22 protein-coding genes and 8 pseudogenes are annotated in these 26987 nt (G+C 42.5%); 20 read left to right on the top strand and 10 right to left on the bottom strand.

Translation table 11 applies throughout. The annotated features are described in order from the left end of the window. Positions 1–38: 38 nt before the first annotated feature. The 9 genes and pseudogenes from htpG to G7Y90_RS00200 all read left to right on the top strand — a co-directional run bounded on the left by htpG (position 39) and on the right by G7Y90_RS00200 (position 7825). Positions 39–2071, top strand: a pseudogene (gene htpG / locus G7Y90_RS00240) (molecular chaperone HtpG). Positions 2072–2414: 343 nt separating this feature from the next. Next, positions 2415–3224, top strand: coding sequence for a hypothetical protein (locus G7Y90_RS00235; protein WP_250163080.1), 810 nt, complete (start codon positions 2415–2417; stop codon positions 3222–3224). Continuing rightward, positions 3221–3889: a C13 family peptidase gene (locus tag G7Y90_RS00230; RefSeq protein ID WP_250163079.1), complete on the top strand. Its 669-nt coding sequence runs from the start codon at positions 3221–3223 to the stop codon at positions 3887–3889. The genes G7Y90_RS00235 and G7Y90_RS00230 overlap by 4 nt, the downstream gene beginning before the upstream one ends. Before the next feature lie 229 nt (positions 3890–4118). Continuing rightward, positions 4119–5006 carry an S-formylglutathione hydrolase gene (gene fghA, locus G7Y90_RS00225; protein ID WP_250163078.1) on the top strand — a complete coding sequence of 296 codons (888 nt, stop codon included), beginning with the start codon at positions 4119–4121 and terminating at the stop codon, positions 5004–5006. Between the two features lie 376 nt (positions 5007–5382). Then, a complete protein-coding gene (locus tag G7Y90_RS17550; RefSeq protein WP_284143882.1) occupies positions 5383–5595 on the top strand; it encodes a TIGR03643 family protein in 213 nt (70 codons plus the stop codon). A gap of 110 nt (positions 5596–5705) precedes the next feature. Next, the gene (rpe, locus tag G7Y90_RS00215) at positions 5706–6398 is read left to right on the top strand and encodes a ribulose-phosphate 3-epimerase (RefSeq protein ID WP_060491744.1); all 693 of its coding nucleotides are present in this window, start codon (positions 5706–5708) and stop codon (positions 6396–6398) included. Positions 6399–6518: 120 nt separating this feature from the next. Continuing rightward, a complete protein-coding gene (locus tag G7Y90_RS00210; protein ID WP_227676610.1) occupies positions 6519–6896 on the top strand; it encodes a hypothetical protein in 378 nt (125 codons plus the stop codon). A 120-nt stretch (positions 6897–7016) separates the two neighbouring features. Next, positions 7017–7328, top strand: coding sequence for a hypothetical protein (locus G7Y90_RS00205; protein WP_045444243.1), 312 nt, complete (start codon positions 7017–7019; stop codon positions 7326–7328). 185 nt (positions 7329–7513) lie between these two features. Beyond that, a complete protein-coding gene (locus G7Y90_RS00200; RefSeq protein ID WP_045444246.1) occupies positions 7514–7825 on the top strand; it encodes a hypothetical protein in 312 nt (103 codons plus the stop codon). A gap of 135 nt (positions 7826–7960) precedes the next feature. On the opposite strand, the pseudogene rpmG reads toward G7Y90_RS00200, so the two are convergent. Further along, positions 7961–8135: pseudogene (gene rpmG / locus G7Y90_RS00195) on the bottom strand (50S ribosomal protein L33). Between the two features lie 133 nt (positions 8136–8268). Continuing rightward, positions 8269–8504 (bottom strand): annotated as a pseudogene (gene rpmB / locus G7Y90_RS00190) (50S ribosomal protein L28). Positions 8505–8988: 484 nt separating this feature from the next. Here rpmB and G7Y90_RS00185 point away from each other — a divergent pair. The 3 genes from G7Y90_RS00185 to purU all read left to right on the top strand — a co-directional run bounded on the left by G7Y90_RS00185 (position 8989) and on the right by purU (position 12400). After that, positions 8989–9819 (top strand): Ig-like domain-containing protein, encoded by an 831-nt coding sequence (locus G7Y90_RS00185; RefSeq protein WP_250163076.1) that lies wholly within the window; start codon positions 8989–8991, stop codon positions 9817–9819. Between the two features lie 380 nt (positions 9820–10199). Next, complete coding sequence (locus tag G7Y90_RS00180) at positions 10200–11285, top strand: hypothetical protein (RefSeq protein ID WP_250163075.1); 1086 nt, start codon at positions 10200–10202, stop codon at positions 11283–11285. A 185-nt stretch (positions 11286–11470) separates the two neighbouring features. Further along, positions 11471–12400, top strand: a complete 930-nt coding sequence (purU, locus tag G7Y90_RS00175; protein WP_227678896.1) for a formyltetrahydrofolate deformylase — start codon at positions 11471–11473, stop codon at positions 12398–12400. Between the two features lie 123 nt (positions 12401–12523). On the opposite strand, the pseudogene G7Y90_RS00170 reads toward purU, so the two are convergent. Further along, positions 12524–13329, bottom strand: a pseudogene (locus G7Y90_RS00170) (cytochrome C assembly family protein). Positions 13330–13785: 456 nt separating this feature from the next. Between G7Y90_RS00170 and ffh the strand changes: the two are divergent. The 7 genes and pseudogenes from ffh to G7Y90_RS00135 all read left to right on the top strand — a co-directional run bounded on the left by ffh (position 13786) and on the right by G7Y90_RS00135 (position 20173). After that, positions 13786–15332 (top strand): annotated as a pseudogene (ffh, locus tag G7Y90_RS00165) (signal recognition particle protein). 204 nt (positions 15333–15536) lie between these two features. Beyond that, positions 15537–16220 (top strand): tRNA (adenosine(37)-N6)-threonylcarbamoyltransferase complex dimerization subunit type 1 TsaB, encoded by a 684-nt coding sequence (gene tsaB, locus G7Y90_RS00160; RefSeq protein WP_201502804.1) that lies wholly within the window; start codon positions 15537–15539, stop codon positions 16218–16220. A gap of 96 nt (positions 16221–16316) precedes the next feature. Next, positions 16317–17158, top strand: a pseudogene (locus tag G7Y90_RS00155) (undecaprenyl-diphosphate phosphatase). 47 nt (positions 17159–17205) lie between these two features. Next, complete coding sequence (locus G7Y90_RS00150) at positions 17206–18126, top strand: class I SAM-dependent methyltransferase (protein ID WP_250163073.1); 921 nt, start codon at positions 17206–17208, stop codon at positions 18124–18126. Between the two features lie 119 nt (positions 18127–18245). Continuing rightward, on the top strand, positions 18246–18488 hold the full coding sequence (locus tag G7Y90_RS00145) for a hypothetical protein (protein WP_087815087.1): 243 nt from the start codon (positions 18246–18248) through the stop codon (positions 18486–18488). Positions 18489–18693: 205 nt separating this feature from the next. Then, positions 18694–19387 (top strand): annotated as a pseudogene (locus tag G7Y90_RS18290) (4-hydroxybenzoate octaprenyltransferase); the annotation flags it as partial. Positions 19388–19501: 114 nt separating this feature from the next. Next, on the top strand, positions 19502–20173 hold the full coding sequence (locus tag G7Y90_RS00135; protein WP_250164030.1) for a DUF4112 domain-containing protein: 672 nt from the start codon (positions 19502–19504) through the stop codon (positions 20171–20173). Between the two features lie 120 nt (positions 20174–20293). Here G7Y90_RS00135 and G7Y90_RS00130 read toward each other — a convergent pair whose 3' ends face one another. Both G7Y90_RS00130 and G7Y90_RS00125 read right to left on the bottom strand, forming a co-directional pair. After that, the gene (locus tag G7Y90_RS00130; protein ID WP_250163071.1) at positions 20294–20830 is read right to left on the bottom strand and encodes a hypothetical protein; all 537 of its coding nucleotides are present in this window, start codon (positions 20828–20830) and stop codon (positions 20294–20296) included. A gap of 215 nt (positions 20831–21045) precedes the next feature. Beyond that, the gene (locus G7Y90_RS00125; protein WP_250163070.1) at positions 21046–21678 is read right to left on the bottom strand and encodes a hypothetical protein; all 633 of its coding nucleotides are present in this window, start codon (positions 21676–21678) and stop codon (positions 21046–21048) included. Positions 21679–22003: 325 nt separating this feature from the next. On the opposite strand from G7Y90_RS00125, the gene G7Y90_RS00120 reads away from it, so the two are divergent. Beyond that, entirely contained in the window at positions 22004–22429 is a 426-nt protein-coding gene (locus G7Y90_RS00120; protein WP_250163069.1) for a YiaA/YiaB family inner membrane protein, read from the top strand. A gap of 17 nt (positions 22430–22446) precedes the next feature. Here G7Y90_RS00120 and mnmC2 read toward each other — a convergent pair whose 3' ends face one another. The 5 genes and pseudogenes from mnmC2 to ispZ form a co-directional block, all read right to left on the bottom strand. Beyond that, positions 22447–24612 (bottom strand): tRNA (5-methylaminomethyl-2-thiouridine)(34)-methyltransferase MnmC2, encoded by a 2166-nt coding sequence (gene mnmC2, locus G7Y90_RS00115; protein ID WP_443548349.1) that lies wholly within the window; start codon positions 24610–24612, stop codon positions 22447–22449. Positions 24613–24665: 53 nt separating this feature from the next. After that, positions 24666–25414: pseudogene (locus G7Y90_RS00110) on the bottom strand (IS5 family transposase). A gap of 81 nt (positions 25415–25495) precedes the next feature. Continuing rightward, on the bottom strand, positions 25496–25870 hold the full coding sequence (locus G7Y90_RS00105; protein ID WP_227676597.1) for an SH3 domain-containing protein: 375 nt from the start codon (positions 25868–25870) through the stop codon (positions 25496–25498). A 62-nt stretch (positions 25871–25932) separates the two neighbouring features. Then, positions 25933–26268, bottom strand: coding sequence for a YciI family protein (locus G7Y90_RS00100; RefSeq protein ID WP_250163068.1), 336 nt, complete (start codon positions 26266–26268; stop codon positions 25933–25935). Positions 26269–26398: 130 nt separating this feature from the next. Continuing rightward, complete coding sequence (gene ispZ, locus G7Y90_RS00095) at positions 26399–26950, bottom strand: septation protein IspZ (protein WP_045444273.1); 552 nt, start codon at positions 26948–26950, stop codon at positions 26399–26401. Between the last annotated feature and the right edge of the window lie 37 nt (positions 26951–26987).

The following is a 26987-nucleotide window of genomic DNA, read 5'->3' as shown; positions in this document are numbered from 1 at the left end:
TCATGATACGTTTTTGACATAAATTAAAGGAGTTTTTTATGAGTGAACAGACCCCAGCAGACAATAAAAATGTTGATGATATTAATGTTAATAAAGACACTGCTAATGACAGTGCCGCTAATGAAAGCAGCCCTGAATTAAAAAAACATACCTTTGAGGCGGAAGTGGCGCAACTGCTGCATCTAGTCACCCATTCGCTTTACTCTAATTCTGATATCTTTGTGCGTGAGCTGGTTTCAAACGCCTCTGATGCCTGTGATAAATTGCGCTTTGAAGCGACCAATGATGACAGCCTTTATGAAGACGATGGCGAGCTAAAAATTCGCATTGCTGTCGACGAAGACGCCAAAACCATCACCTTTACCGATAATGGTATTGGCATGAATGAAGCCGATGCCATCGAAAACTTGGGTACAATTGCTAAGTCCGGTACTAAAGCATTTTTAGACAAGCTGTCTGAATCACAGAAGCAAGATGGTCAATTAATCGGACAGTTTGGGGTTGGCTTCTATTCAGGTTTTATCGTTGCCGATACGATTAGCGTCGAATCACGTAAAGCGGGTGAGCCTGCGGATCAAGGCGTGCGCTGGGTATCAGACGGTACAGGTAGCTTTACCGTTGAGCCTATCACGAAAGAAACTCGTGGCACCGCCATTACTTTGCATTTAAAAGAGCAATATAGTGAGGGTGAAGACAGCTATTTAGACCGTGGCAAAATTAAGCAGTTGGTTAATAAATACTCAGACCATATCAGCTTACCGATTCAGATGCGTAAAGAAGTTTGGCAAGAAGATGTCAAAGAGAATGAGAACGACGACGCACCTGCTAGTGGCGAGATGGTATTGACCGATGAATGGGAAACTATCAACAAAGCCAGCGCGCTATGGACACGTACGGCATCTGAGATTGAAGATGAAGAGTATATCGATTTTTATAAAAATATCACCTATGACATGGACGCGCCACTAGCATGGACGCATAACCGTGTCGAAGGTCGCGTTCAGTATACGCAGTTATTGTATATCCCTAAAAAAGCCCCTGTAGATTTGTACACTCGTGAGCAGCAGCATGGTCTAAAGCTATACGTGAAGCGCGTCTTATTATGGATGAAGCTGAGCAATTATTGCCAATGTACCTGCGTTTCGTCAAAGGGGTCATTGATTCAGCCGACTTGCCATTGAACGTCAGCCGCGAGCTATTACAAGAGTCGCGTGATGTGAAGTCTATCCGCGATGGTAACGCGCGTCGTATTTTGACGTTGCTGGCCAGTCTAGCCAACAGTGAAGACAGTGATAAGCAAGAAAAATTCGCGCAGTTCTACGCTGAATTTGGTGATGTTATCAAAGAAGGTGTTGGTGAAGACATGGGCAATCAAGAACGTATTGCCAAATTGCTGCGTTATGCAACCAGTACTCAGGATAGTGTGACGACCAGCTTTGAAGACTATAAAGCGCGTATGAAAGAGGGTCAAAAAGCCATTTATTATTTAACGGCTGATAATCTAGCGGCTGCTAAAAATAGCCCACAGTTAGAGCTGTTTAAAAAGAAAGGTATCGAAGTTGTTTTGATGACCAGCCGTGTTGATGAATGGGCGATGAACTTCTTGACCTCATTTGATGAGACACCGCTACAAAACATCGCTAAAGGCGCGGTTGATTTGGGCGACTTGCAAGACGAAGCTGAAAAGGCGGAAGCTGAAAAAGCGCAAGAAACCATGAAGCCAGTCGTTGATAAACTTAAAGCAGCGTTAGGCGAACGTGCCAAAGACGTGAAAGTATCGACGCGTTTGGTTGATAGTCCTGCCTGCTTGGTCGTTGGGGAAGGTGAGCTATCACCACAAATGATTCAGATGCTTAAACAAATGGGTCAAGATGTGCCAGAAAGCAAGCCAACGTTAGAGGTCAACCCTGATCATCCATTGATTAAAAAGTTAGAGACTAGCGAGCAATCTGACGTCGATTTTGATAAATTGGCGCAAGTAATTTTTGACCAAGCATTGTTAGCAGATGGCGGTCAGTTAGATGATCCAGCCGCTTATCTAAAACGTGTGAATGAGCTTTTGATGAGATAGTAGTGAGTCTTTGATACAGTCATTATTGAGAAAAAAGGAGGTCTTGGATTCAAGACCTCCTTTTTTATATGTTCTTAGCCAAATTTAAGCGAATTTTACAAATCAGCCTTATCCTCTTGACCGACAATCCGTTACAATCGCGTTATATTAGCGAGCTAAACTGTTTAGTCATATTTTTAGTCTTTGCTATTCGTCTCTTAAAATCATCTCATTGTGAATTGCATGTAATCTTGATGTCCATATGCTATAAAAAATGTGAATTAATGACATTTCGTAGGTAGCTGCACACCAAAAATCATCATCAACTCACTTTCTTTTCTCGACTGGCTAGAGGTTTAAGTCTTTGTCACTTGCGTCGTTAAAAACCGTATCGCTTCAGCGTTTTTCGCTCAATTTCGCTGCCAATATTATTGCAACCTTGTGGATGCTAGTAGGGTCGACGCGCGCGTTTTCTTGGGTAAAACCGACCTTTATTCAATTTGCCGTATTTGCACTATTGGCACTCGGTAGTAATGTACTGTTTTCTTGGTTAGCCGCGGAAAATGGCAGTATCTTTAATGAGCAAGGGTTGGTCAGCTACTTGATTTGGCCGATGATAATTTTATTGGGCGGTATCATTTTGGCACGGCGTTCTGGCAATCAAACGTTGGTGTTTGTGCCCGTGGTATTGTGGCTAGTGGCTGATACCTTATCTGCACTATTACAAAGTTTGGTTCAGTTTTTGGGCAGTTATGGTTGGTTACCAGATTGGAGCTATTCACTTTTACCCATACTGTTTTTGGTGCTGTTTTTATGGCAGACCTTGGCGTTATTATGGATTTTTTCTCGTCGTCTACGCATACCGTGGTGGGAGCGGGTCATTGTATTGGTAGGTGCAGTCGCACTGTTGACGATTTGGCAGCGTAATGTCGCGGATCAGCCTATATTTAAGCAGATTCCTGTAGAGCCTGTTTTAGCAGAAGCAGCATTATACGAGCAGCCTCGTTTGTTACAGCAAGCATTAAATAGTATCGATCCCAGCCTTCGGGCAACCGACTGGTATTTTATGGGTGTGGCAGGATTCTCTGGTCAAGATTTTTTCGCTCTGAGATTCATAAAGTGCGTGAGCTGTTCGATGTGCGTTTTGGCACTAGTGGACATTCACTCTCGTTGATCAACAATACCTATAGTTGGCTTGATGAGCCAATCGCTACCAAAACCAGCATTCTGCGTGGACTAAAGAAAATTGGTCAGCAGATGAATGCCGATGAAGATGTGTTATTCCTAACCTTGTCTTCACACGGCAACGAAAATATCATTCAATTAGCAAATCCACCATTAGCAATGGAGAATCTAGACGCCGCATGGTTACGGGAGGCGCTAGACGCTTCAGGTATTCGCTGGCGGGTGATTGTGGTATCTGCTTGCTATTCAGGCTCATTTATCGATGAATTGGCCTCTCCAACCACGGTAGTGATTACTGCATCAGCCGCTGACAAAGCATCGTTTGGCTGCACCAACACAGCTGAGATGACCTATTTTGGGCAAGCGTTTTTTGCTGAAAGCCTACGTGGCAATACCAGTTTTGAATCTGCCTTTAAAGATGCCCGTTTGCGTGTGAATGAGCGTGAAAGTGCGATGGGTTTTGAACCATCAGAGCCGCAGATGGTGATTGGTAGTCTGATGGAGACTGCTTTGCCAGCGTTCGAACAAGTATTGTTTGATAAAACCCGACCACCAGTTGCCAGCATTATTGACAGTGATTCTATCGCCATTAATATCGTAGAGGATAGTGCCTCTGGTCAGCCAGTGGCTAATACTGCGATCACTGCCAATTAACAACTAACATAAACCCAAAACCCAAACCCACAAAAAAATTACGATGAGCCGTATTAAGCTCGTTCAGTCTAGAATCTGTAATACTGACACTCGCTTTCCTTACTACTTTAATTCTTGTGAATGGTATAATGATTGAGTACTAAGTGAGTTTGGAGAAGTACTAGTATTACTTTACCAATGCTTTTTATAGTCATCGTGTACTTTACTTTGGATAAAAAGGATGTCGCTTATGAACAACTCTTATAAACACAGTTTATCTACCAACTCAAAAATCACGCAGATCAGCGTCAACCGCTGTTTCGATGGTGAGCAGCATTACTATAGCCATCAATCATCGACCAAAACACCGATGACCTTTAGCATTTATCTGCCAGATGAAGCGCTTGCTGGTCGCCGTTGTCCTGCGATTCTATATTTATCAGGTCTCACTTGCAATGCTGATAATGTCACCCACAAAGCGCATTTTCAGCAAAAATGCAGCGAGCTTGGCATGATATTTATCGCGCCTGATACATCACCTCGAAGTAGTGATGACAGCGATGTGCCAAACGACGACCGCTATTTTGTCGGTCAGGGTGCCAGCTATTACGTCGATGCGACGCAAGCACCTTGGTCAGAGCATTTTAATATGCAAAGCTACATCGTTGATGAGTTATATGACTTGTTACGCTCAGAATTTCCTATTGACAGTATTGGCGTGACAGGGCATTCGATGGGCGGTCACGGAGCATTACTATTGGGCTTTAAGTTTCCAGGCAAGTTTGTGAGTGTCTCAGCTTTATCGCCTGTGTGCGCGGCCAGTGAGTCGGCATGGGGGCAAGCTGCTTATACAGAATACTTCGGCGATGATAAATCACGATGGGCGCAGGCAGATGCTGCGCAGATGATTGAAAAATCGGGGCAGCAGTATGCAAGTATCTTGGTGGATCAAGGCGCGGCTGATAATTTTTTAGCAGAGGGTCAACTGCAAACCACCCAATTACAACGCGCTTGTGACAAAGCCAATCAGCCCTTAACCTTGCGTTATCAGGCAGGTCACGATCATAGCTACTATTTTATTCAAACGGTGATTAACGATCATATTGAACATCACTGGCGTATGGCGCAAATGAGCTAAGTCCAGTATTAGAATGATGATCTGATCGATAAATTGACAGACAGTTACGCTGATTATTTAGTCAAGCGTACTTATTGATATAAAATAGATTAATGTAAAATAGAAGTTGGTTAAGCATCTTTAAAGGTAAGGTTTTATGGCAAATAATCTGACAGCATTAGTAGTCGATGGTTTGGCTTGTAAGCAGCAAACCGTTCAGTCATCGCTTGCGACCATGCAAGCAGATATGACCGCGGCTCTAAAAAATAATCAGCATGCTGATATTAGTACTGAATCAAATGACAGACAGACACGTTCAGATGAGCTTATCGCAACTGTAGTCAATGAGTCGGGTGATAAAGTGCTAGATGACGCGCAAGTCTCACGAGTAATAGAAATGGCGTGGGAGGACAGAACACCGTTTGCGGCGATAGAGCATAGCTATGGTCTCAATGAAGCAGGCGTGATTAAGCTGATGCGCCAAACGCTAAAGCCGTCATCTTTTCGCTTATGGCGTCAGCGTGTCAGTAATCGCGCGACCAAACATCAAGCTAAGCGAGGCTTCGAGGTCGGTCGTGCTTATTGCAAAACCCAGTATAAGCAGCGCTAGTGGTTTGAGTTCTTAATATTATTGCTTTAAAGGCTCAGTTTTTTAAGCCAGTCCTTAGTTTCTTTTTATTTTATTCGTATTTTATTTCAACAGAATCAGGTAGCTTAACTATGATTATTCCTTCTAAACCTTATCTTATCGCTCCATCAATACTCTCAGCTGATTTTGCACGTCTAGGTGAAGAAGTTGAAAGGGTGTTGGAATCAGGTGCTGATGTGATTCATTTTGATGTAATGGATAACCATTATGTACCCAATCTCACCTTTGGTAGTATGATTTGTAAGGCGCTGCGTGATTATGGGATTGATGCACCAATCGATGTGCATTTGATGGTCTCACCAGTTGACGGCATGATTGAGCAGTTTTTGGAAGCAGGTGCGAGTGTTATCACTTTTCATCCAGAAGCCAGTGGGCATATTGATCGCTCTTTACAGCTGATCAAAGATGGCGGTGCTGAATGTGGTTTAGTATTGAATCCCGCAACGCCATTACATTATTTAGACTATGTGATGGACAAGGTAGATCAAATTTTATTGATGAGCGTCAACCCAGGTTTTGGCGGTCAGTCATTTATTGAAGGGACGTTAGAAAAAGTGCGCCAAGTCCGTCAGCGCATCATCACCAGTGGTCGTGATATCAGATTAGAAGTAGATGGCGGTATCAAAGCCAGTAATATCCGAGCCATTGCCGAAGCGGGTGCTGATATGTTTGTGGCAGGGTCGGCGATCTTTAGCCAAGATGACTATAAAGTGGCTATTGATGCTATGCGTGCTGAGCTGGCTTTGGCTAATGGTAACGAATAACCTCAGTCTTATGTGATTGGTAAATACGTTGATCAGTCATTTTCGTCATAAAAGAATAGTAGCAAAATGTGCTGTATAACGGATAACGATGCATAACGGCAAGTTACGTAAAGGTGAAATATGGACACAAAAAACTCAATCAATTCGTCAGAATCACCTGAGTCAGAGCAAAGCACTGAGCAGCCAATTCAGAATGAGACACAGCAACGCAGCTTGGTGCCAAAGGGTATTACTATTGGCTTGGCTGTATTTGCCTTGGTTCTAAGTCTGGCGGGTTACGGCTTTCGCCTAATGGTCGGTGATGATACTGGTGAAGTATTACGTCATGCTGCGGTCATTGTGCCTGCATTTATGTTGGGCATTCCCCTGTTTTTTTGGCTAGGTTCGAAGATACTTAACAAAGTTAAAGGCATGCATATAGAGAGCTGGAATGCCATTAGCTTGGGTTATTTAACCTCTTGTATATCGATGCTTTGGTTAATGGGTACTTACAGTTAGAGTCTTATGAGCAGAGATAAAGCTGTTTGGTAAAGAGTGCACTGCAGTATTTATGATAGGCTGTTTTTACACAATTTTTAATTATTAAGTCACGCGCTACAAGCGTGACTGGAATTTTACATGAGAATCATACCGACCAAGATTGCCAATATCATCTATCCAAAAGATCTACCCAATGGCTTATTCACCAGCTTAATTATCGCCTGTTTGCTGCTAGGGCTAGCATCATTGCGTAACGGTACTGATTTACAAGGTTGGCTCAATGTCATCGAAAACTGGCTGCTTATGCTGTTGATATTTCCGACCGCCACCGCCACTGTAGCCTTACCGTTTAAATATCGAGATCCGACATTAGAGTTAAAGCTCATGTATTATCTCGGTATGTTTGTTGCCTTCTTATTTACTGTGGCAAAATTACGCTACTGGCGCTAATACTATCAGTGATAGCACACCCAAAAAGCCTATATGTATAAGACTTATGTGACAAGCCTTGAATTTCAAGACCAAAGCGTCCATTGTATGACTAAGATAGTTTTACCCGTATTACTGTAAAACAATAATGTTGCGACGCGCGATTTTTCTTGCAAGTATTAGACGGGACAATGAGGAACCAATTCATGCCATACGATATCGATAATGATATAGAAGTAGATAACGAAAGTACGGATCAATTTGCAGGATTTGCCAAAGAGACTACCCTTGAGTTGGTAGAGGCAGAAGATGGTCGCTTATTGTTACGTGACGCGGAACAAGACGAAGCGCCGCTGATGACCATTGATTTTTCTGAAAAGCTTAAAGAGCTGCTCGGTAGTGACACCCAAGCGATAGGTCAGCATATGATTCATGCCGCGATTCAGGTCATTATGCAAAAGCAGATGAGCCAATGGCATGCGCATGTTTATGACAAAGAGCCGACGCACTATAGTTAGTGATGAGTTGCTGTTAAGCTGGCTAGTAGTCAATTAAAATAATCATCATGAAAAGTAGCATAAAAAAGGGTATATCAATTGATATACCCTTTTTTTCAAATAACTTATTTATAGAAAGTATTTATGAAAATATTTCTATAAATTATAGCAATTATTTGATTTTAGCTTCTTTAACATCACGTGCTGGCGAATTTTTGGATCGAATTTCTCATTTTCCATTTCCATTTGCCAGGCATAGTGCGTTTGTTTTTAGTAGTGTGTAGTAATACCCAGTACCAGCTGTTGATACTAATTTAATTTTATCTCTCATGATAGCTTTCCTGTAAATGAGGGGTCTTCAAACGATAGGTACGGATCTAAAATATTAAGTAGCTACATAAGATGTAGCAGAAAAGCAGCTTAAACGACGAAAATTATCGAGATATTAAGCTGCCAGTCTTAACTTATACTTTTTGACCTTGTGCGCGCATATCTGCTAACACTTTATCGATACCAAGTTTGTCAATAGTGCGCATACCTTTGGTAGACACACGTAGACGTACAAAACGATTTTCAGACTCTACCCAAAAACGATGGTTATGAAGGTTTGGTAGAAAGCGACGACGGGTTTTGTTTTTGCGTGCGAAACATTATTACCCACCATAGGGCGCTTTCCAGTCACTTGGCAAACTCGAGACATGGCGAACTCCTAATCTATGAGGTATGAGTTTTTCTCATACCAGTCTGGGCAAGTTGCACGTTTTTGCGGCATGGACACAGCAAGCGGCAGCTTTGCACCAAACAAAACTATATGAATGTTGAGTTGATATTGCTGTTATCTAAAGGCAAATAACAAGCGTACCAATTCAGAAAATTTTAAAGCCGACATTTATACCATAAAAGTGATGAATACTCAAATATTTTTATGATTATTGTCGATCTAAAGGATGGCTATTATACCCTGAAATTCACTGGCTATGTTGTTGATTATTTAATAGTAAAAATTAATTTTTAGTTGTAAGTTATGACAAAGTCAGTAAAGTTGCTGTTATATATTTAATACAATCTGTTAATACAACGGGTATTAATGTAAATCTATGTATCATTACCAATCTATTATGATTCTGTGTAATGATTTTTGTTTATTTGCTCGAATAAATTACTGCTGACGCGGAGTCCAAAACATGTCATATAGTTCACGCCCACTTTCTTCTAAGTTGTTTCAATTGACAGCGTTATCACTGGCTTTAACATTAGCAGGATGTGGGGCGGATGGTACAGATACAATTGCGCCAGCGCCTGATTTGGGTGTAGAGCAGCCTGGTACAGGTGACGGTGAACAAGCTATTGGGGAAATCAATATTGTAGAAGGTGCACTCTTTAATGCTGATAGTAATATCATAAACTCAATTAGCTTAGAAGGAGCCTACTACAAGATAAAGGTTGTTGATAAAGCTAAAAACCCTATTATAAATGCGAAAGTTGTTTTCGATATTGATGCAGAAGGGATAAATCTTTCTCAAACAACATCAGGCGCAGTTTTGACAGATGCAGAAGGTATAGCGCAAATATTTTTGAAACCTAATAATGCAGAGGTTTCAGGCGCATATACTATCTCAGCGAATGTAACCTATAAGCAGAAAACCGCTACAACGGAGACAACTTTCTCAGTTCAGGCAACAAATGTTACTTTGTCAGAAATAACAGTTGGGTCCAGTAGCTTGGCTTCAGGAGGCCAAACGCCTATCAGTCTAAAAGTTACTAATGAAGCAGGTGATGTACTAAGTGGTGTTTTAGTAAACCTCAATAGTAGCTGTGGTCAAATACCAGAACAAGTTACCTCTGATAGTGAAGGGATGATTAAAGCAGTTTTTAAAGCCATTAATTTAGATACCACACTATGTAGTGGTCCAGTTAGTATGTCTGCACAGGTAATAAAACTAAGTCAACGACAGTTACTGTTGCCTCTGCTGAAGCTACATCAATTATCTATACTTCTAATGACATCAGTCTAGGTATTCGCGGTAGTGGCTCATCTTCTACAGGACAAGCTGAGTTTACGGTGTACTCTGGATCTACTACCCTGGCAAATGAACAAGTCAGAGTGTCTTTAGAGAAATCACCCCTTGGTCTTACTTTTGGACCAAATAGAAACCAGCAATCTTATGTAGCAACCACTGATGCTAGTGGTCAGATTATTGTGCCTATATTCCCTGGTACAACGCCTGGGCCAGTAGAGATTGAAGTATCTTTAGTAGATGACCCATTAATAAATGCTTTGTCAAAAACACAGTAGCCAGCTCACGAGTCACTCAGACGGGCCTTAGTTTTATCATGGGAGAAGAACGTTTTAGATTGGTCTTATGATGGCGATAGTACTCAAATCAATGCAAGAATGGTGGATCGTAATGGTAATAAAGTGCCCGATGGCACAGTAATTAACTTTACTGCCGAAGGCGGCAAGGTTACCTCTAGTTGTGCCACAGTTGATGGTAACTGTGATGTCACCTTTACAACGCAAAACCCGCGTCCAGGTGATGGACGCGTAAGTATTTTAGCAGTTGCTGAAGGTGAAAAAGACTACATCGATATGAACGAAAACAATGCTTGGGATGAAGGTGTTGATATACTAGTTCATAATATCGGTGATACATTCCGTGACGATAATGAAAGCGGAGATTTTCAGATTGGTGAGTTTACTTATCCACTGACAACTGGGGCAAGCAATGCATGTGAAAATAATATTGATAAGTACATCAATTTAAAATTTCCATCATTGTCTGATTTGAAAAAACGTCAGTACGAATCTAGGTATATCAATGAGTTCGTTTCACCCAACAAAGTAAATAGCTGTAACACTGATTTAGATACGGTAGTACGTTATCAAGCTGTTACTTTGCTGTCTAACGGTAACGATACGCGTTTCACTGTGGGAAGTTTAGATCAAGGTGGTAATTTTACAGTTCGAACACCTCAAGCTATTTTTAGTAGTGACACATCCATATCATTTAGAGTGAATAGCGGTGGTTTTTACGACTTAAATCCTATGCCTTCTGGTACAACGATAACTGGTTCAGCAATTGACCAAACTTCTGCAAATCCAACTGCTACAATTGAACGTGTCGCAAATGGATTTTTCATTGAGGTTTTGGATGCTAATCCAAGATCAAGAGTTACTGTAAAAGTTGGTAATGAAGAGTTTTTAGTTCCTATTGGTAGTAACGGTACGGGAACTTCACAAGTATTTACTACTAATCCACCTATAGGCGACATTAGTGTAGAAAGCAAAAATAATACTTGTGAGGCTACCCTATCAGGTGTTACTAAAGTACCTGCTAACTTAGCAACTGGTATGCCGGGTGATAACTTGGGTACTTTTACAACCTTTAAGCTGAAAAACTGTCAGGCAACGGATGAGGTTAAGATTACTGCCACTTCACCAAATGGCAATGTAACTAGCTATACTTATACTATTGGATAGTTGCTTTAGGCTTTAGAACGAACCCCTAACCTCGCGTTGGGGGTTTTTACGTTATGAATCTTAATAACTAAAAAAAACCAACTCAGTCAGCAAAGTTAGGTAAAAGCGATTAGAATAGTCGGTTTCCTATGCTAATGACCGTATTGAAAGTCAGTAGCAAGTTTAATTTTTTGATTGGGCGCACTATGTCAGACACTGCAACGATTACTTCAGTAAAACACTCATCTCATAAACTATCTAGTAACCTGTCTAACAAGACGGCAATCGATACTGCCACGCTATTGATTAAATGCCGCGATCAAGCCGGTATTGTGCAAGCGGTATCTGAGTTTATTCATCGCTATGGTGCTAATATTATTACTCTCGATCAGTATTCAACTGCTCATGAGGGTGGTCAATATTTTATGCGTTTAGAGTTTGCTTTAGCAGGATTAAGCGAGATTATTGAGAATTTTGAAGCCAGTTTTGCGCATACGGTAGCCAAGCGCCATAACATGGCTTGGCGTTTACATGATAATGCGATTAAGACAAAAGTTGGCATTTTAGTATCAAAGTTTGATCATGCATTGTTGGATTTGTTATGGCGGCATCAGCGAGGTTTACTTGACTGCGAGATTACCTCTGTTGTTAGTAATCACGAAGACTTGCGCCAATCGGTAGAGAACTTCGGTATTACTTTCCATCATGTGCCAGTGACCAAAGACAATAAATCAGAGGCAGAAGAGCAAATTCATGAGTTGATGGAAGGCAATGATTTGCTAGTGTTGGCGCGTTATATGCAGATATTATCGTCTGATTTTGTCAAGCGATGGCCGATGCAAGTCATTAATATTCATCATTCATTTTTGCCTGCATTTGTGGGAGCTGATCCTTATCGTCAGGCTTATGATAAAGGTGTGAAACTCATCGGCGCGACCGCGCATTATGTCACCGCTGAGCTTGATCAAGGCCCTATCATTGAGCAAGATGTACACCGAGTCACTCACCGTCAAGGTGTGACGGAGCTGCGCGCTATTGGTCGTGATATCGAGCGTAATGTCTTGGCACGCGCTGTGAACTGGCATGTACAAAACCGCGTGATTGTAGCGGGTAATAAAACCGTGGTTTTTAATTAGCATTTAATTAGAGCGAGTTCAAATTGAGAAGTGCTGGTTAACAGAAGGTTAAAAAAAGCCGTGAGTATTATTCATTAATACTCACGGCTTTTTTCTGGACCTATTGCTATTGCAGCGCTGATTTTATATCAGCATCTCTAACACAAACTTGCTGCCCACAAAGCCGATGGCTAATAGGATAAAAGCATAGATAGTCATATTGGCGGCACGTTTGCCCCGCCATCCAGCACGCCAGTTACCGACCAGTAGCGCCCCAAACAATAACCAAGACAGCAGGCTAAACACGGTCTTATGCACAATATGCTGCGCCATCAAATCCTTTACATAGATAAAGCCAATGCCCAATGCGATACTTAGTAGGACAAAACCGACCAATAGCATATCGAATAATAGACTCTCCATACTTTGTAGTGACGGTAGTTTATTCACCCAAAAACGATGAATAGAGTGGTGCTTGAGTTCGCGTATTTGTAGGCGTAAAAATAGCGCTTGCACCGCTGCCATCAGCAGCACACAATAGGCGGCAAGTGATAGTAATATATGAGCTTCAAGCCCAATACTGATATTTGTAATGGGTTGATAAGGCGCACGGCCAATATAGCCAATTGTTAACCCTACCAATGCTGTTGGCGCTGCCAGTATGCCCAGACTGACGATAGGGCGATACAAACAAAATAAAAAATAGAAGAACAAAAAATAAGCTGATTAGACTAATGATATTAAAAAGATTAAAGTTTAGCCCGTAAAGCGTAACAACATAAGGATAAAGTAGCGCCGCATGCGCGAGCATGCCGACCATCAATAATCCCAAACTGATGCCTTTATGGATAGGCTTATCCCGAGTCAGTGCCCAACTAAGGTAAGCGCTGACTAAGATATAGGCTAGGCTAGCAAGTAAGAATGCAAAGTGCACAGATATAATGCCTCATCTCATACTGAGCGCAAAATAGCCGCTCAATTTAATGCTAAAGTGGTATTATCGGAATGATTAGAATAATCGTCCAATTTATCATAAAATGGGTGCCAATTGAGCACCAACTTGCTTATTCCTTATAAATGCTTGGCCAAGTTTGCTTGAATAAGCGCTCATATGCCTAGCTTGTAAAGCGATTGTCTATAAGTCATAAAGCGCCGCGCCAAGCTTTGGTAATGCTGTATTTGCAAAATCATTATAATTTTGGCGTCGTCTTGGTGCTATAGTTTTGATAATATACTGTTTTTTATCATTGTTTTTATGAAGATACGATTAAATACTTTACAGTATTCCCTAAGAATATTTATCCGCTATTTGAGCTGAAGCCAGTTTCACTAAGTATTATTTTAAGTAAGCATTATTTTAAGTAAATATTGTTTTCACCAAGAATTATTTTAACCGAGAGTTATTTATGTTTGATACCTTAACAGAACGCTTATCGTCGAGCCTGCGCAATATCGTCGGTACTGGGCAGTTGACCGAAGACAACATCAAAGATACCCTGCGTGAAGTGCGTATGGCGCTACTAGAAGCCGACGTCGCGCTACCCGTCACCCGTGACTTTGTAAAGCGCGTCAAAGAGCAAGCGCTTGGTGCAGAAGTACTCAAAGAGTTAGCACCGGGGCAAGCCTTTGTCAAAATCGTCCATGACGAGCTGACTGAGATGATGGGCAGTGCTAATCAGCAGCTTGAGATGACGGGTAAGCCACCAGTTGTTTATCTATTGGCTGGTTTGCAAGGTGCGGGTAAAACCACCACGGCTGGTAAATTGGCGAAGTTTTTACAAGAGCGCCATAAGAAAAAAGTGATGCTGGTATCCGCTGACGTCTATCGTCCAGCGGCGATTGCTCAGCTTGAGCAAGTGGCAGGTCAAGTGAATGCCAAGTTTGTTAATTCAAGTAGCGACGAAAACCCGATTGATATTGCGCTGCGTGCTATCGAAGAAGCAAAGATTCAGTACCAAGATATTTTGATTATTGATACCGCTGGTCGTCTGGCTATCGATGAGACTATGATGGCTGAAATTAAGGCGTTAACTGCAGCGGTCAATCCGTCTGAAACGTTATTTGTCGTCGATGCGATGACGGGTCAGGATGCGGCAAATACTGCCAAAGCCTTTAATGATGCGCTGCCATTAACGGGTGTGATTTTAACTAAGACTGATGGTGATGCGCGCGGTGGTGCGGCACTTTCTGTACGTGCGATTACTGGCAAACCAATTAAGTTTTTAGGTCGCGGTGAAAAATTAGACGCGTTAGAGCTGTTCCATCCTGAACGTATCGCTCAACGTATTCTTGGTATGGGTGACGTACTGAGTTTGGTCGAAGAAGTTGAACAAAAAATCGACCGTGATAAAGCCGAAAAAATGGCGAAAAAGATGCAAAAGGGCGGTGATTTCGACCTTGAGGATCTATTGACCCAGTTCCAACAAATGAAAAGCATGGGAGGCATGGCAGGCTTCTTAGATAAGATGCCAGGTATGGGCGGCTCGGATATGCAAAAAGCGGTCGAGGATGCCAAGCCAGAAGAAAAAGTACGTGAGATGGAAGCGTTGATTAATTCGATGACGCCATTTGAGCGCAAAAATCCCGATAAAATTAATCCAAGCCGTAAGCGCCGTATTGCTGCAGGTTCTGGACGTGAGATTCAAGACGTCAATCGTTTGCTCAAACAACACAAGCAAATGGCAAAAATGAAAAAATGATCTCCAAGCCTGAAGGCATCAGTAAAATGATGAAGTCGATGCAAGGGCTAATGGGTGGCGGTGCTGCAGGTGGCGGCGGTGGCGGTCCTTTATTTGGTGGCGGCGGTCAGCAAGGCGTCAAGGATGTAAATCCACAACAAATGGCTAAGCAGATGGGTCTGGATCCAAACAACATGCCAAGCACCGAAGAGATGCAAAAACAAATGCAGGAAATGCAGAATCAAGCGCCAAAAAAGTTTAAAACCCGTTTTTAATTGATAGATGCTTAGATTGCTATAGTATTCAATTCTTAATGAAAACCCCAAGGTGCAAGTCGCTTTGGGGTTTTTTATGTCTGTCATGTTCCCATAAATATTGATGGATTAAGTATGAAAATTTAGAAATTAATAAAATTTGCCTATCCTAAATGCTATGATAGGCGCTGTTTTATAATGCTAAGTCAATAGGCCGAGGTTATGATGTTTTTAGCAATGGATACCGTGTTTGATCAGTGTTCGATCGCGATTTTAGATGTCAGTGGTCAAGTGCTATCGAGTCATACGGAGACGGGTAAACGCCAGCAAACCCAGCAAATTCTGCCAATGATTGACGCCGCTTTGTCCGAGGCTAAGCTCAACCTTGCTGATTTACAAGCCTTGATATTTAACCGTGGTCCTGGTGCCTTTAGTGGCATACGGATTAATACGGCAGTAGTACAAGCATTGTCTGTCGCCCATGATATTCCTTGTGTCGGAGTCTCAAGCTTACAAGCGATTGCGCAAGCAGCGTATCAAAAATATGGTGTGACCGAAGTGTATAGCGCCCTTGATGCGCGTATGCAGCAAGTGTATTTTGGGCAATATGTGCTAATAGACAACCTTATGCAGGCGGTTAATCAAGGAAATGGCGAAGATACCGAGCAGTTGCTCGATTATGACAGCCAGACCGTGCTTAATATTCCCATTGCTGGCAATGGTGCGCCGTTATTAACATTACACGACGGTCAGATCATTCAGGCAGATATTCACCCTGACGCTACTGTGATAGGGCAGCTTGGTGTTGCTCAATTTATGGCGACAGGCGGCACAGAAGCCTCGCAAGCGTTACCAAAGTATCTGCGCAATCAAGCGTGGAAAACACTTAAAGAACAAGGTAAGGCGTAACCGTCATATTAATGCCAGCCATTATCAGCGCTATACAAAATATAAAAATACTCTAAAACGCTATTAGCCAATAGATCCATATTTAGGAAAGCCATCGTGGATATCATTTTATTAATTCAAGCTGTTATCATGGGTATCGTTGAAGGTATCACTGAATTTTTACCAATCTCTAGCACTGGCTACTTGATTTTATCAGCGGATTTGATGGGCTTTTGGACCAAAGAAAAAGTCGATTTATTTGTGGTAGTGGTGCAGCTTGGCGCTATCTTAGCGGTCATTTATGATTACTGGGACAGACTATGGCAAGCGCTGATGGGTCTGCTGACAGGCAAAGCTGAAAGCATGAGTAATCCACGCCAGCTAGGACTTAGCTTGATTGTGGCGACTATTCCGGTGATGATCGTTGGCTTCACCTTCGCTGATGAGATTAAATCATATTTATTCAATCCCATCGTCGTGGCAATTATGCTGATTATCGGTGGCTTATTGATATTCTATGTAGAAAATCGCCCTAAAACGATTATTGCGAAAGAAGCAGAAGACGTCAGTCTAAAAACAGCGTTGATGATTGGTCTGCTGCAATGTCTGGCATTGATACCGGGAACATCGCGCTCAGGTGCGACAATTATCGGCGCGCTATGGCTCGGCGTTTCACGTAAAGCTTCCGCTGAATTTTCTTTCTTTTTGGGTATTCCAGTCATCGTGGGCGCGGCATATTGGATTTGCTGAAGCATCATGATGTATTGACCAATAGCGAGGATTGGCTGGTATTAGGTATAGGTACGGTGGTGTCATTTATCGTCGCCTTACTCTGTATCCGTTTGCTAGTAGAATGGGTCAGTCGTCGTGATTTTAAAATCTTTGCATGGTTACGCATTATTACTGGCATCATTGTATTAATAGCGGCTTGGGGTTTTGGTTATCAAATGGCAGGCTAGAGCCGATTGTAGGATTGGGTCTATAAGCCGCGAATAGGAAAGTAGAGATGACCGCTTCACGCCAAGGGTTCAAAGAGAGTAGTAACATTATGAACTGCCAACTATACTATGTCAGCGAGTCGCAGCATAGTCAGGTTGCAGATATACAAGCGTTGATAATCGCACATCAGCTGCCCATTATTTTACACCTTGAGCTGTTTACCGATAAGCTTAGTCAAAAACGTCGCCAGCAGTTAAGCCAGGCAGCTACCCAACCTATCTTGTTGTTGGATGAAAAAAATAAGCTATCATGGCTGAGCGATGGGTTAAGCGTTGCACCAGAATGGGATAAGCTGCAACGCCGTGTGGTGAGCACGGGGCGTAAGTCTGAGTTATTATTACAAGCAGTCAAAATCACATCTGACAGTCAGGTTATCGATGCCACAGCAGGCTTTGGTCATGACAGTTTGATATTAGCCAGTACGGGCGCACAGGTCATTATGATCGAGCAACAGCCCTTGATGGCATTGTTATTGTTAGTAGAGCAGCAGCGTATGAGTGGGCTAGCAAATTGGCAAAAGCTGATGAGTCGTCTCTATATTATCAATACCGATGCGCTTGGCTATTTTGCAACTCTAGCAGCAGATGCGATAGATGATACTAAAGAAATCGATATGAAAGCAGTCGATGTGGTGTATCTGGATCCGATGTTTCCGGAAGACAGTTATCAAGATAGCAAAACGGGTAAAGGCGCTAAAGTGGGCAAGCACATGCAAGCCTTACACCAATTGGCTAGCCCCCCAACGCTAGAACAAGAAGAACAGTTGCTACAAAGTGCGCAAGCAGTCGTCCGTCAAAAGGGACAAAACACAAACACACAGGGGCGCGTGGTCGTTAAGCGTCCACAATTTGCGCCGTTACTTGCGCATCAACAACCAAGTGAGAGCTGGCATAACGAAGCCGTACGCTTTGATGGTTATTTTGTTTAATAGCCATTTTTTATGATAATGACTGTGCTTAGCTATTGAACTCAGTTATTGAGCTTAGAGTGCGCAGTTAGCAACTCCATATTTGTAAAATTAAGAGTGATTGGATTTAGGAGCAGGGAATGTCGACGCTAATTATTTGGATCATGGGTGCAGGATTATTATTAATAAATATCATGTTGCGCACCCGAATATTAAGGCTAGAAGCCCGTTTAAAAGAGTTCAGTCGTCCTGAAGATTATGTGGCATTTTTGCGTCAACAAGCCGCACAAAAAGACAAAATCCCTGCCATTAAAGCCTTACGCAAACAATATCCTGAGCTGTCGCTCATCGAGGCCAACAAATTGTGGCAGCAAATTCAGTAGCTCGCCAATGTATTAATAATTCAATGTAATAGCACTTCATATAAGAGCTGCCGAAAAAGTAGGCAAACACGCACAAAAAAACCTTCTATTAATGATAATAAAAAGCCATGACATTTAACGACAAACTACAAGCTTACCTGCAGCTGACGCGCTTTGATAAACCAGTAGGTATTGAGCTATATTATGGCCAACGCTATGGGGCGTAATGCTGGCGGCGATGGGTCAAGCGCAACAGCAAGGTGCAAGTGCGGGTCTACCAAGTCTTAAGATGTTGGTGATTTTTGCGCTTGGCGCAATTTTTATGCGGGCGGCAGGTTGCGCGATCAATGATTTTGCCGATCGTAAGGTCGATGGTCATGTGACCCGCACCAAAGGACGTCCATTAGCTGATGGGCGTCTGTCTGCTAAAGAAGCAATCGCTGCTTTTTTAGTATTGGTATTACTCAGCGCCAGTTTGCTGTTCTTTTTGCCGATAGCCGTATTTTACTGGTCGCTTGGCGCAGTGTTATTGGCATTCATTTATCCATTTATGAAGCGTTTTACCCATTTGCCGCAAGTATTTTTAGCAGCGGCGTTTGGTTGGGCGATACCGATGGCGTATGTGGCGATACAAGGCGCGCCTGATATTTGGTGTTGGCTGTTATTTGTCGCTTATATTGTGTGACGTGGCTTATGATACCCAATATGCTATGGCTGACCGTGAAGATGATTTAAAAATCGGGGTCAAATCAACGGCGATATTATTTGGTCGCTATGATGTGATTATGTCTCGCTGCTACAATACATTGTGTTTTGCTTATCATGGGCGCGGTCATTTGGCATTACTTTGCACCGACAAGCTTAGGCCTGACGCCAGTATTGGCTTGGCGTTAGTGGCGATGATGTTTGCTAAGCAAAATAGCGCTTGTGCTACTCGTAATGCAAGAGCCTGTTTTCAGGCGTTTTTAGCCAATATATGGGTAGGCGTTACGTCTTTGCTCTCATTGCAATCGCTTGTCTATGGACGACTTTTAATGGATAACTTCAAAAAGCTTTCAAAGTCAAAAGCGAAAAAATCTTCTGATGCCAATGCACCTGTCATCGATTATCAAGCCAAGCTAGCTGAGCATGGGCTCACACGCGAACAAGTGATCGCCACCGAGCGTAAATTGGCTAAGTTTGCTAATACGATGGATTCGCTGGTACGTGTGCCTTTTACCAAACAAGGCATGGGTGCAGATGCGGCGCTTTCGACGATTCCGCTGGCAGGAGATTTAGCAGGACTGGCTTTAACCAGCTATGCTTTTGTATTAGGGCGTCAGCTGGGTGTGCCAGCGCATAAAATGACGCCTGCGGTCAGACTGGCACTCATTGATATGGTCGTTGGTATCGTACCGGGTATTGGCACGCTGCTCGATATTTTTATTCGCCCCAGTCGTAAGACTTTAGGCATCGTGCATGAGCATCTGCACGATGAATATGGCATTACTGAAACGATGCACATGGATCGGCCGTTTTTGCATCAATCGCTAGAAGACAAACAGCGTAGCCGTTTTGGCGCTTTTTGGCACAATCCTATCATTGCATGGCTGTATTTGCACATTCCTGATCTATTGGGATTGATCGTTGTGGTGGTTGGTTGGGGACTGTGGGCAGTAATCAGTTGGCTGGTCAGTCTGTTTGGCAAGGTAACTGGATTTGGCTAGAGAAAAGTTAATAGCATTAAAAAAGGCGGAAAATATCATAAATATTTGCCGCCTTTTTAATGCTTAAGAGATTTCTTTTATGTAAATTTTTAAAGGTGCTAAGCTGTATTTTTTAATCAATTACTCAGTGATGACTTCTGCTTCGGCACTGACTGCATCAAAGCTAGTGATTTTGTTATTTTGGACAAGGTCGATAGTACCACCACCAGCATGACTGACCAGTTGGATACCGCCATCGCTTGATCGATAAGTTGGGTTATTGCCTTGGCCTTCTGGTGCACTTAGTGTCATTTTTGGTTTATTAGGTAGGCTAACGATAGCGTTGAGTACGCCTGCTGCTGAGGTTTCAAAAACGACCGAGAGTGATTCACCAGCCGCATTTTTATAACGGACATCAGTAATTTGCGCGCCTTTAATGGCTTGTTCTGGATTTGGTGCAGTATTGTTTACTGCCGAGTCTGTTGCACCAAGGTCATTCTCTAGCTCAGTTAAGCTTACATCTTGTTCTGAGCTTACTTCAGAACTTGCGATATCATCACCATTATCAGCGGTCGTATCAACATTAATATTGGTAGTCACGGGTGTGGTTTGTACCGCCGCTTCAGAGATTGTTTCGTTATCTGTCTCAGGCTCTGGTGTTTTTTGGCAAGCACTCAATAGTGAGAGACTTAAAAAATAGCAGAAATCGCTTGAAAAAAGGGTTTTGATTTTGCAATTGTAAGAGCATCGATTTTCATAATCATACGGCTACCCATTGGCAGAGTTTTTGTTTAAAGTATAGTGAACGACGTAGAATTATTTATCCCTCAAAGTCAAATATGACCGTCATCTGCTATTACTATCAATTTCTTGCTTACTATCTACAGGCATTATTATTTCAGTTTTAGATTGTCGGCCGCCATACCGCTTTCTTTATACACGTCATCTAAGTATCGACGGCTGGCAAGTAGCTTGTCTACAACGCCACTTTGGCTTTGAATATTGAGCTTTTGAGAAAAGTCTAAAATCGAATTTAATTGATCTAATACCATGTCATAGCTGGTATTTTGTTTGTCGGTATCGATAATGGCTGTTTTGGCATAATGTTGATCGAGGCTCAAGTAGTCGCCCATCAATTCTGGAACACGTGTGGTGATGAGTTTATTGAGGGTAAATAGCTGTGATTCAGTGATTTCTTCATGATGGGTAGACTCATATTGTTGTCCAATATCATCCATCACAGATCGAAACGCCTTAGGTACTTGCTCGTCATAAAGTAGCTTGATAAAAGGATGTCGAGCTGAAAAATTAATCATGCTGAGCCCGTTAGCTCGCTCATGATTTACCTCGTTGTTTACAGTCATCTCTGCTTTAGACTGGGTAGCGACAAGATTCGCAGAAGCCAAGTATTCTTGATGCCGCTGTATAGAAGCAATCTGTGTGTGCTTAGACTTTTCTTTCATCACAAAAAATATGGGCACAATAACAATTAGGCTAAGCAAAATGAGTAAGGTAAAAAAAGACATTTCGGGACTCTGTCATAAAAAATGCTATTTATTAAAAAAAGTTTTTAGATTACAATATAACATGCTTGTGTTATGTTAAGGCAAAATAGCGGTCGATAAAAGTTGTATCTCGCTACTGTTTATCTCGCTATTATGTATTTTACGACTATATATTTTACGACTAAGTGCTTGCCTATTTCTAATTAAGGAAGATGATGAATAATGACACGATTACTAAGAGTCAGCTAGCCGCTTATAAACCAACTACTGCTTATGTCGGGACTTCTTGGGCGGTGATGTTGGTGGGGTCCTAGCGTATTTACTTGGCTTATGGAATGCACAGAGTATGTTATTAAATGAAAAAGGCTATTATATAGCGGTGCTGGCGCTAGGTCTTTATTCAGCAATTAGTTTGCAAAAAACCCTTCGTGATCGTAGTGAAGGTATTCCAACAACCAATATGTATTATCTAATCAGCTGGGCGGCTCTTGGATTGTCCATTGCGCTAATCGCGATTGGTTTGATGAATGCGGGAAGTTTAAGCTTAAGTGAAAAAGGCTTTTATATGATGGCATTTACCATGAGTTTATTTGCTGCAGTGACCATCCAAAAAAACACCCGTGACGAAGCACAGATTTGCACTTTAACTGCACCAATGATTACGACTGACACTCAAAGTAGTACTAAAATTGGTCATCAAGAGTCCCGCGACTCTGACACTGGAAAATCACTTTTTGGTGCGGTTAAATCTAGAATGGAAGGCAGTGATTAAACCTTTGACTAAAAATTTCAAGTAAGCGGTGTTTGTAAACGCGTACGATTTGGCGACAGGCGCGCAAGCATCGCTGTTGATAAGGGGGGAAATGCTCCTAACATCATATCTGTTAGCGCTTCAGCACATATTGGTGCGATGGCATACCCCTTAGCTCCCATGGCACTCATGACCCAAGTTCGTTTACTGTCTGCTAACGCTCCAACGATAGGATGATAATCAGGCGTTTGCGTGCGAATCCCCGCCCGTCCTTGCCACAAACTAATATCTGTTGGAATAATCGAGTCCATCTCGGGAATGGCAGTCACTAGTTTGTCGCGGCTAATCTGATGCTCTTCTGTGCGGATATCTATGTCAGTATCATTACGTATAAAGCTTGCGCCTAATAAAAACTGAGATTGCTGTTCTACAACATCGTTCAATTGTGCATCGCCTGTTTGCGCGGTAAATAACGCACAGTAACCGCTGTATTTAAGCGGTATTTTGGGCAATATGGTGAGCTGCTCGGTTGTGGGCGTAAACCAAGAAAGCTGACCACGAATTTTACGACAATCAAAAATACGCTTGTCCAGTTGATGACTCTCAAAAGCTGCGCAAATGACCACATTATCAGCGCTAATGGATATCGTCTGCTTATCCTGATTATTGCCTTCGATACAAACACTTTCTTCTGTTTCGCTAATACTCTTAACGTCTACTTGCTGAAAGTGGATGAGTGGATGCATTAGGATAGTATCTTTTAATGCTTGCGGATTGACCAAGCCAGACTGCGGTAAATACAAATTCTCTGATAAATCTTGTGTTTTTAACCCGCTGACAGTTTGCGCCTGCTCATGGGATAGTGTGGTGGCCATCTCATCGGGATAATCAGCGATTTGCTCTGTGCCAATATTGGCTTTCATAAGCAGATCAAGAGCGCCCGTTGGTTCAAGTATTGGCACTAATCCTGATTTTTTAGCGTCTACATTTAAGCATCGATATAGCCTGCTGCTATAGAGATAGCCTATGGTATGCAAATGTTCATCGACATGATGAATGGGCGTCATCTTGGGAGCGAGCAGAGCACGAGGGTTGCCTGATGCGCCTGCCAAGGGTGCTGATTTATCTAACAAGGTGACTTGAATACCACGATTGGCCAATGACCAAGCCGTTAATAGCCCCGAAACGCCAGCGCCAATGACAATGCTATGGGCGGGCAGGTTGTCAGTGGGTTTGGCAGATTGGCTATCGTTGTCGGGCGCGGCGGTGCTAGCATTATTGTAAAAGGTGATGTCTTTACTATTGGTGTCTTTACTATTGTTGCCATTATTATTGTCAGTTAAATTTATGGTATCCAGCATGATCGCCGTTAGCATTTCGTTCTTACGACCAAAGCCTTTCACTTTTTTAATCTGAAAGCCACAATCTTGCAGCGCACGTTTGACGATACCGGCACAGCTATAGGTGGCGGCAGTTGTATTGGGGCGTGATAAACGCTGCATTTGTGCAAAAATACTATCCGCCCACAAGGTACTATTGCAAGAGGGCGCAAAACCATCTAAAAACCAAGCGTCAACATAAGGTACATGCGAGCTAGAAGAGTTACTTGATAGTTTGGCTAAGCTCTCAGCTGCGTCACCCAACCATATATCAACGGTCAAATTATCATCAAAAAAGCTCAAACGATGACAGCCCGCGATAAGAGACGGATAGGCCGCTAATAATAGCTCAATCAGTGTTGTCAATTCAGGCGCGCGCTGTCCCCATAAGGCAAGTATTTGGGTAAGGTCGGTACGAGGTATCGGGAACTTTTCAGTGCTAATAAAATGCAGTTTTGCAGTTGCTAATTGAGGGTGTATATCCCGCAGCTGTCGCCATAGCTGCCACGTAGCGAGAAAATTCAGTCCAGTACCAAAGCCCAATTCAGCAATCGTAAAGCATTGATTTGGCGCAAGATTGGTCAGTCGTTCAGGCAATTGATTGTGCGCCAAAAATACATGACGCGATTCCGCTAAACCATCAGCATTTGAGAAGTAAACATCACCAAACTCACCCGATACAGGCACTTTATTACCCGTATCATCCATCTGCCAATCAATCTTGGCAGGGGTGATATTTGATGAGTGAATGCTTAGTGACTGAGTGTTTTTAGAGGATGTCGACGATGTATCAGTATCTTTTGATTCGAACGTGGATTTAGACATAGACAGTCACATAAGATAAATCAATAAAAAGCGCGTGGTACTAGGGCGTGTCATCAATTAAGCCAAACGACACAAGAAACTAGATGAACCGCACTTAAGAAATGACAGGCTAACTTGTCATAGCGAGTGGCAATCGCACGATACTGCTTAATCTTGGCAAAGAAGTTCTCTATTAGGTGCCGTGCTTTATAAAGCTCTTTATCGAAGTCTCTTGGCTGCAGCCGATGACACTTAGATGGTATAACTGCATTACCTTGCACTGCTTTAATCGGTTCAATAACGCGGGCATCAGCATCGTAAGCTTTATCGGCAAGCCACGTTTGGCTAATACTGACATCAAGCAATTCATCTGAGCCACACAGGTCATGAGCTGCGCCACCTGTTAGATAAAAGCCAGTAGGATTGCCTAGCGCATCTGTACGAGTATGTATTTTAGTCGTCAGTCCACCTTTGCTGCGTCCAATGGCTTGATCCCTTTTTTTCCAGCACTGTGCTGGTGGGCTTTAACAATCGTGGCATCTAGCATGGCATATTCGTCATCGGATTGTTCAGAGAGTTGATTAAAAACCTGCTCCCATACGCCTTTTTTTGACCAGCGACTAAAACGAGTATGAATCACTCTGAAGTCGCCAAAGCGTTCAGGTAGGTCACGCCAAGGTATGCCGGTCTTGTAACGGTACAGAACCGCTTCTACGAACAAGCGGTTATCCTTTGCAGTAATACCAACGTCACTTGGTTTACCAGGTAGAATGTCTTTAATTCTCTCCCATTGGTCATCACGTAGGGCATGTCGTCTTGTCATAGTCATTGAGCTCAAATTCCTAAATACGATCTAAGTATAGCTTATTCTGAAATATCTATGCTAATTGATGACACGCCCTAGTTACCAGCGTTCACGGCGGACAAACACCAGCCAAGAAACAAAAATACCAACCAACAAGCTAATTAAGACAGTGAATGCACCGTATAAAAAAAGCTGACCTTTGCTCTCGTAGACCAAAACATTTACTTGAGTTTGCAAGTCATTCAACTCGCGCTGCAACTGTGCATTACGGCTTAATAGCTGCTGATTGGCATCGGATAACGCCTTATCAGATGGTTGTAATTGCGCCGCTAATGTATCGCTGATATTCATCACTGAGTTTTTTGTTGGTTGAGCGGTCGATATTGGTTGAGCTGGCACGGGTGTCGTGAGTGTTGGATCAGCCACATCGATAGCTGTCACCGTCGGCGCAGCCTGTGCTGAAACAGTAGCCATAAAAATCATACTAACAATGCTACGCCGATAAGAGCGACTTTTTAACGAAGATAGGCACTGAATCACGATTTTGCTACTTTAGCTGATGCGCTTGCGCTGTCATCCGCTTTTGGCAATGTATGGATAAAGGGTTTGATATCTACGTGACTGTACACGCCATCACGTAAGTAAGGCTCATCGTTTGCCCATGCTTGCGCTGCTTCTGCAGAGTCAAAGTCAGCAATAATTAAGCTGCCTGACATCTCACCTTTGCCATGCTCGATGGGTGTTGGACCAGCGATAATCAGTCGATTGTCATGATCTAAAGCTTGCAAGCGTTCGACATGTTCAGCGCGGGTAATCTGACGTTGTGCGCTGCTATTGGCCACGTCATGACCAATAATGGCAAATAAGGACATGAGACTTCCTCGATTAATAAAAATTATGATTAATTTAAAGTGTTTTGCTTAATGCGCCCGAGCTAATTGCGATTAATGATTGTCGCTATTGGCATTTAGAGATAGCATTGGCTCTATTATAAAATGAGTATTATTTGACGGTTTTATCGGTGAGCGCAGGGTTGAGGTGCTTTTTTAATACGGCAAACTGGGCGATGACGAATACCAACATAATCGGAATCCAGCCATAAGTTTTAAAGTTAATCCATGCCTCATCTGACATCGTAAACGCTGTGATATAATGCAGTATGCCCATAAAGGCGAAGAATAGTGCCCAAGCGAGAGTGAGTTTTTTCCAACCACTCATCGTCAGCAAAAAAACATCTTTCATCGCCAGTTGCATCAGTGGCTTATTAATCGCAGCACTGACTAAAAGCGTTAGTGCAAAGATACCGTTGATAATAGGTGACTTCCAACGCAGATAGATATCATCACGCAATAATAAAGTACCACCACAAAACAAAATGGTTAATAGTAAGACAACCCATTGCTGTTTATCAAAAGTGCCTTTTTGGCGAATAAAATGAATGGCATAAACGATGATGGTGGCGATAAGCAACGCACCTGCCCCCGCTAGGATACCACTGTAGCGAGCAGCAATAAAAAAGGCAATTAAGGGAATAAAGTCTAATAAAGCTTTCATAGCAAAGGGGATGTCCGACAAAAACGTATGGGGTAGT

It is taken from the genome of Psychrobacter sp. WY6 (assembly GCF_018448495.1).
In the GTDB taxonomy this organism is placed as follows: Bacteria; Pseudomonadota; Gammaproteobacteria; order Pseudomonadales; family Moraxellaceae; genus Psychrobacter.
The sequence above is the reverse complement of the archived record's forward strand: the minus strand, read 5'-3'. Positions and strand labels throughout refer to the sequence as shown.

Bases quoted from the DNA above. Each gene is read 5' to 3' on its own strand.
- fghA (WP_250163078.1), top strand. From the start codon at position 4,119: ATGAACAACTCTTATAAACACAGTTTATCTACCAACTCAAAAATCACG.
- G7Y90_RS00150 (WP_250163073.1), top strand. From the start codon at position 17,206: ATGACCGCTTCACGCCAAGGGTTCAAAGAGAGTAGTAACATTATGAAC.
- ispZ (WP_045444273.1), bottom strand. From the start codon at position 26,950: ATGAAAGCTTTATTAGACTTTATTCCCTTAATTGCCTTTTTTATTGCT.
- G7Y90_RS00135 (WP_250164030.1), top strand. From the start codon at position 19,502: ATGGATAACTTCAAAAAGCTTTCAAAGTCAAAAGCGAAAAAATCTTCT.
- G7Y90_RS00145 (WP_087815087.1), top strand. From the start codon at position 18,246: ATGTCGACGCTAATTATTTGGATCATGGGTGCAGGATTATTATTAATA.
- G7Y90_RS00210 (WP_227676610.1), top strand. From the start codon at position 6,519: ATGGACACAAAAAACTCAATCAATTCGTCAGAATCACCTGAGTCAGAG.
- G7Y90_RS00125 (WP_250163070.1), bottom strand. From the start codon at position 21,678: ATGTCTTTTTTTACCTTACTCATTTTGCTTAGCCTAATTGTTATTGTG.
- G7Y90_RS00185 (WP_250163076.1), top strand. From the start codon at position 8,989: ATGTCATATAGTTCACGCCCACTTTCTTCTAAGTTGTTTCAATTGACA.
- G7Y90_RS00100 (WP_250163068.1), bottom strand. From the start codon at position 26,268: ATGTCCTTATTTGCCATTATTGGTCATGACGTGGCCAATAGCAGCGCA.
- G7Y90_RS00120 (WP_250163069.1), top strand. From the start codon at position 22,004: ATGTTATTAAATGAAAAAGGCTATTATATAGCGGTGCTGGCGCTAGGT.
- G7Y90_RS00105 (WP_227676597.1), bottom strand. From the start codon at position 25,870: ATGGCTACTGTTTCAGCACAGGCTGCGCCGACGGTGACAGCTATCGAT.
- tsaB (WP_201502804.1), top strand. From the start codon at position 15,537: ATGTTTTTAGCAATGGATACCGTGTTTGATCAGTGTTCGATCGCGATT.
- rpe (WP_060491744.1), top strand. From the start codon at position 5,706: ATGATTATTCCTTCTAAACCTTATCTTATCGCTCCATCAATACTCTCA.
- mnmC2 (WP_443548349.1), bottom strand. From the start codon at position 24,612: ATGTCTAAATCCACGTTCGAATCAAAAGATACTGATACATCGTCGACA.
- G7Y90_RS00180 (WP_250163075.1), top strand. From the start codon at position 10,200: ATGGTGGATCGTAATGGTAATAAAGTGCCCGATGGCACAGTAATTAAC.
- G7Y90_RS00200 (WP_045444246.1), top strand. From the start codon at position 7,514: ATGCCATACGATATCGATAATGATATAGAAGTAGATAACGAAAGTACG.
- purU (WP_227678896.1), top strand. From the start codon at position 11,471: ATGTCAGACACTGCAACGATTACTTCAGTAAAACACTCATCTCATAAA.
- G7Y90_RS17550 (WP_284143882.1), top strand. From the start codon at position 5,383: ATGGCGTGGGAGGACAGAACACCGTTTGCGGCGATAGAGCATAGCTAT.
- G7Y90_RS00205 (WP_045444243.1), top strand. From the start codon at position 7,017: ATGAGAATCATACCGACCAAGATTGCCAATATCATCTATCCAAAAGAT.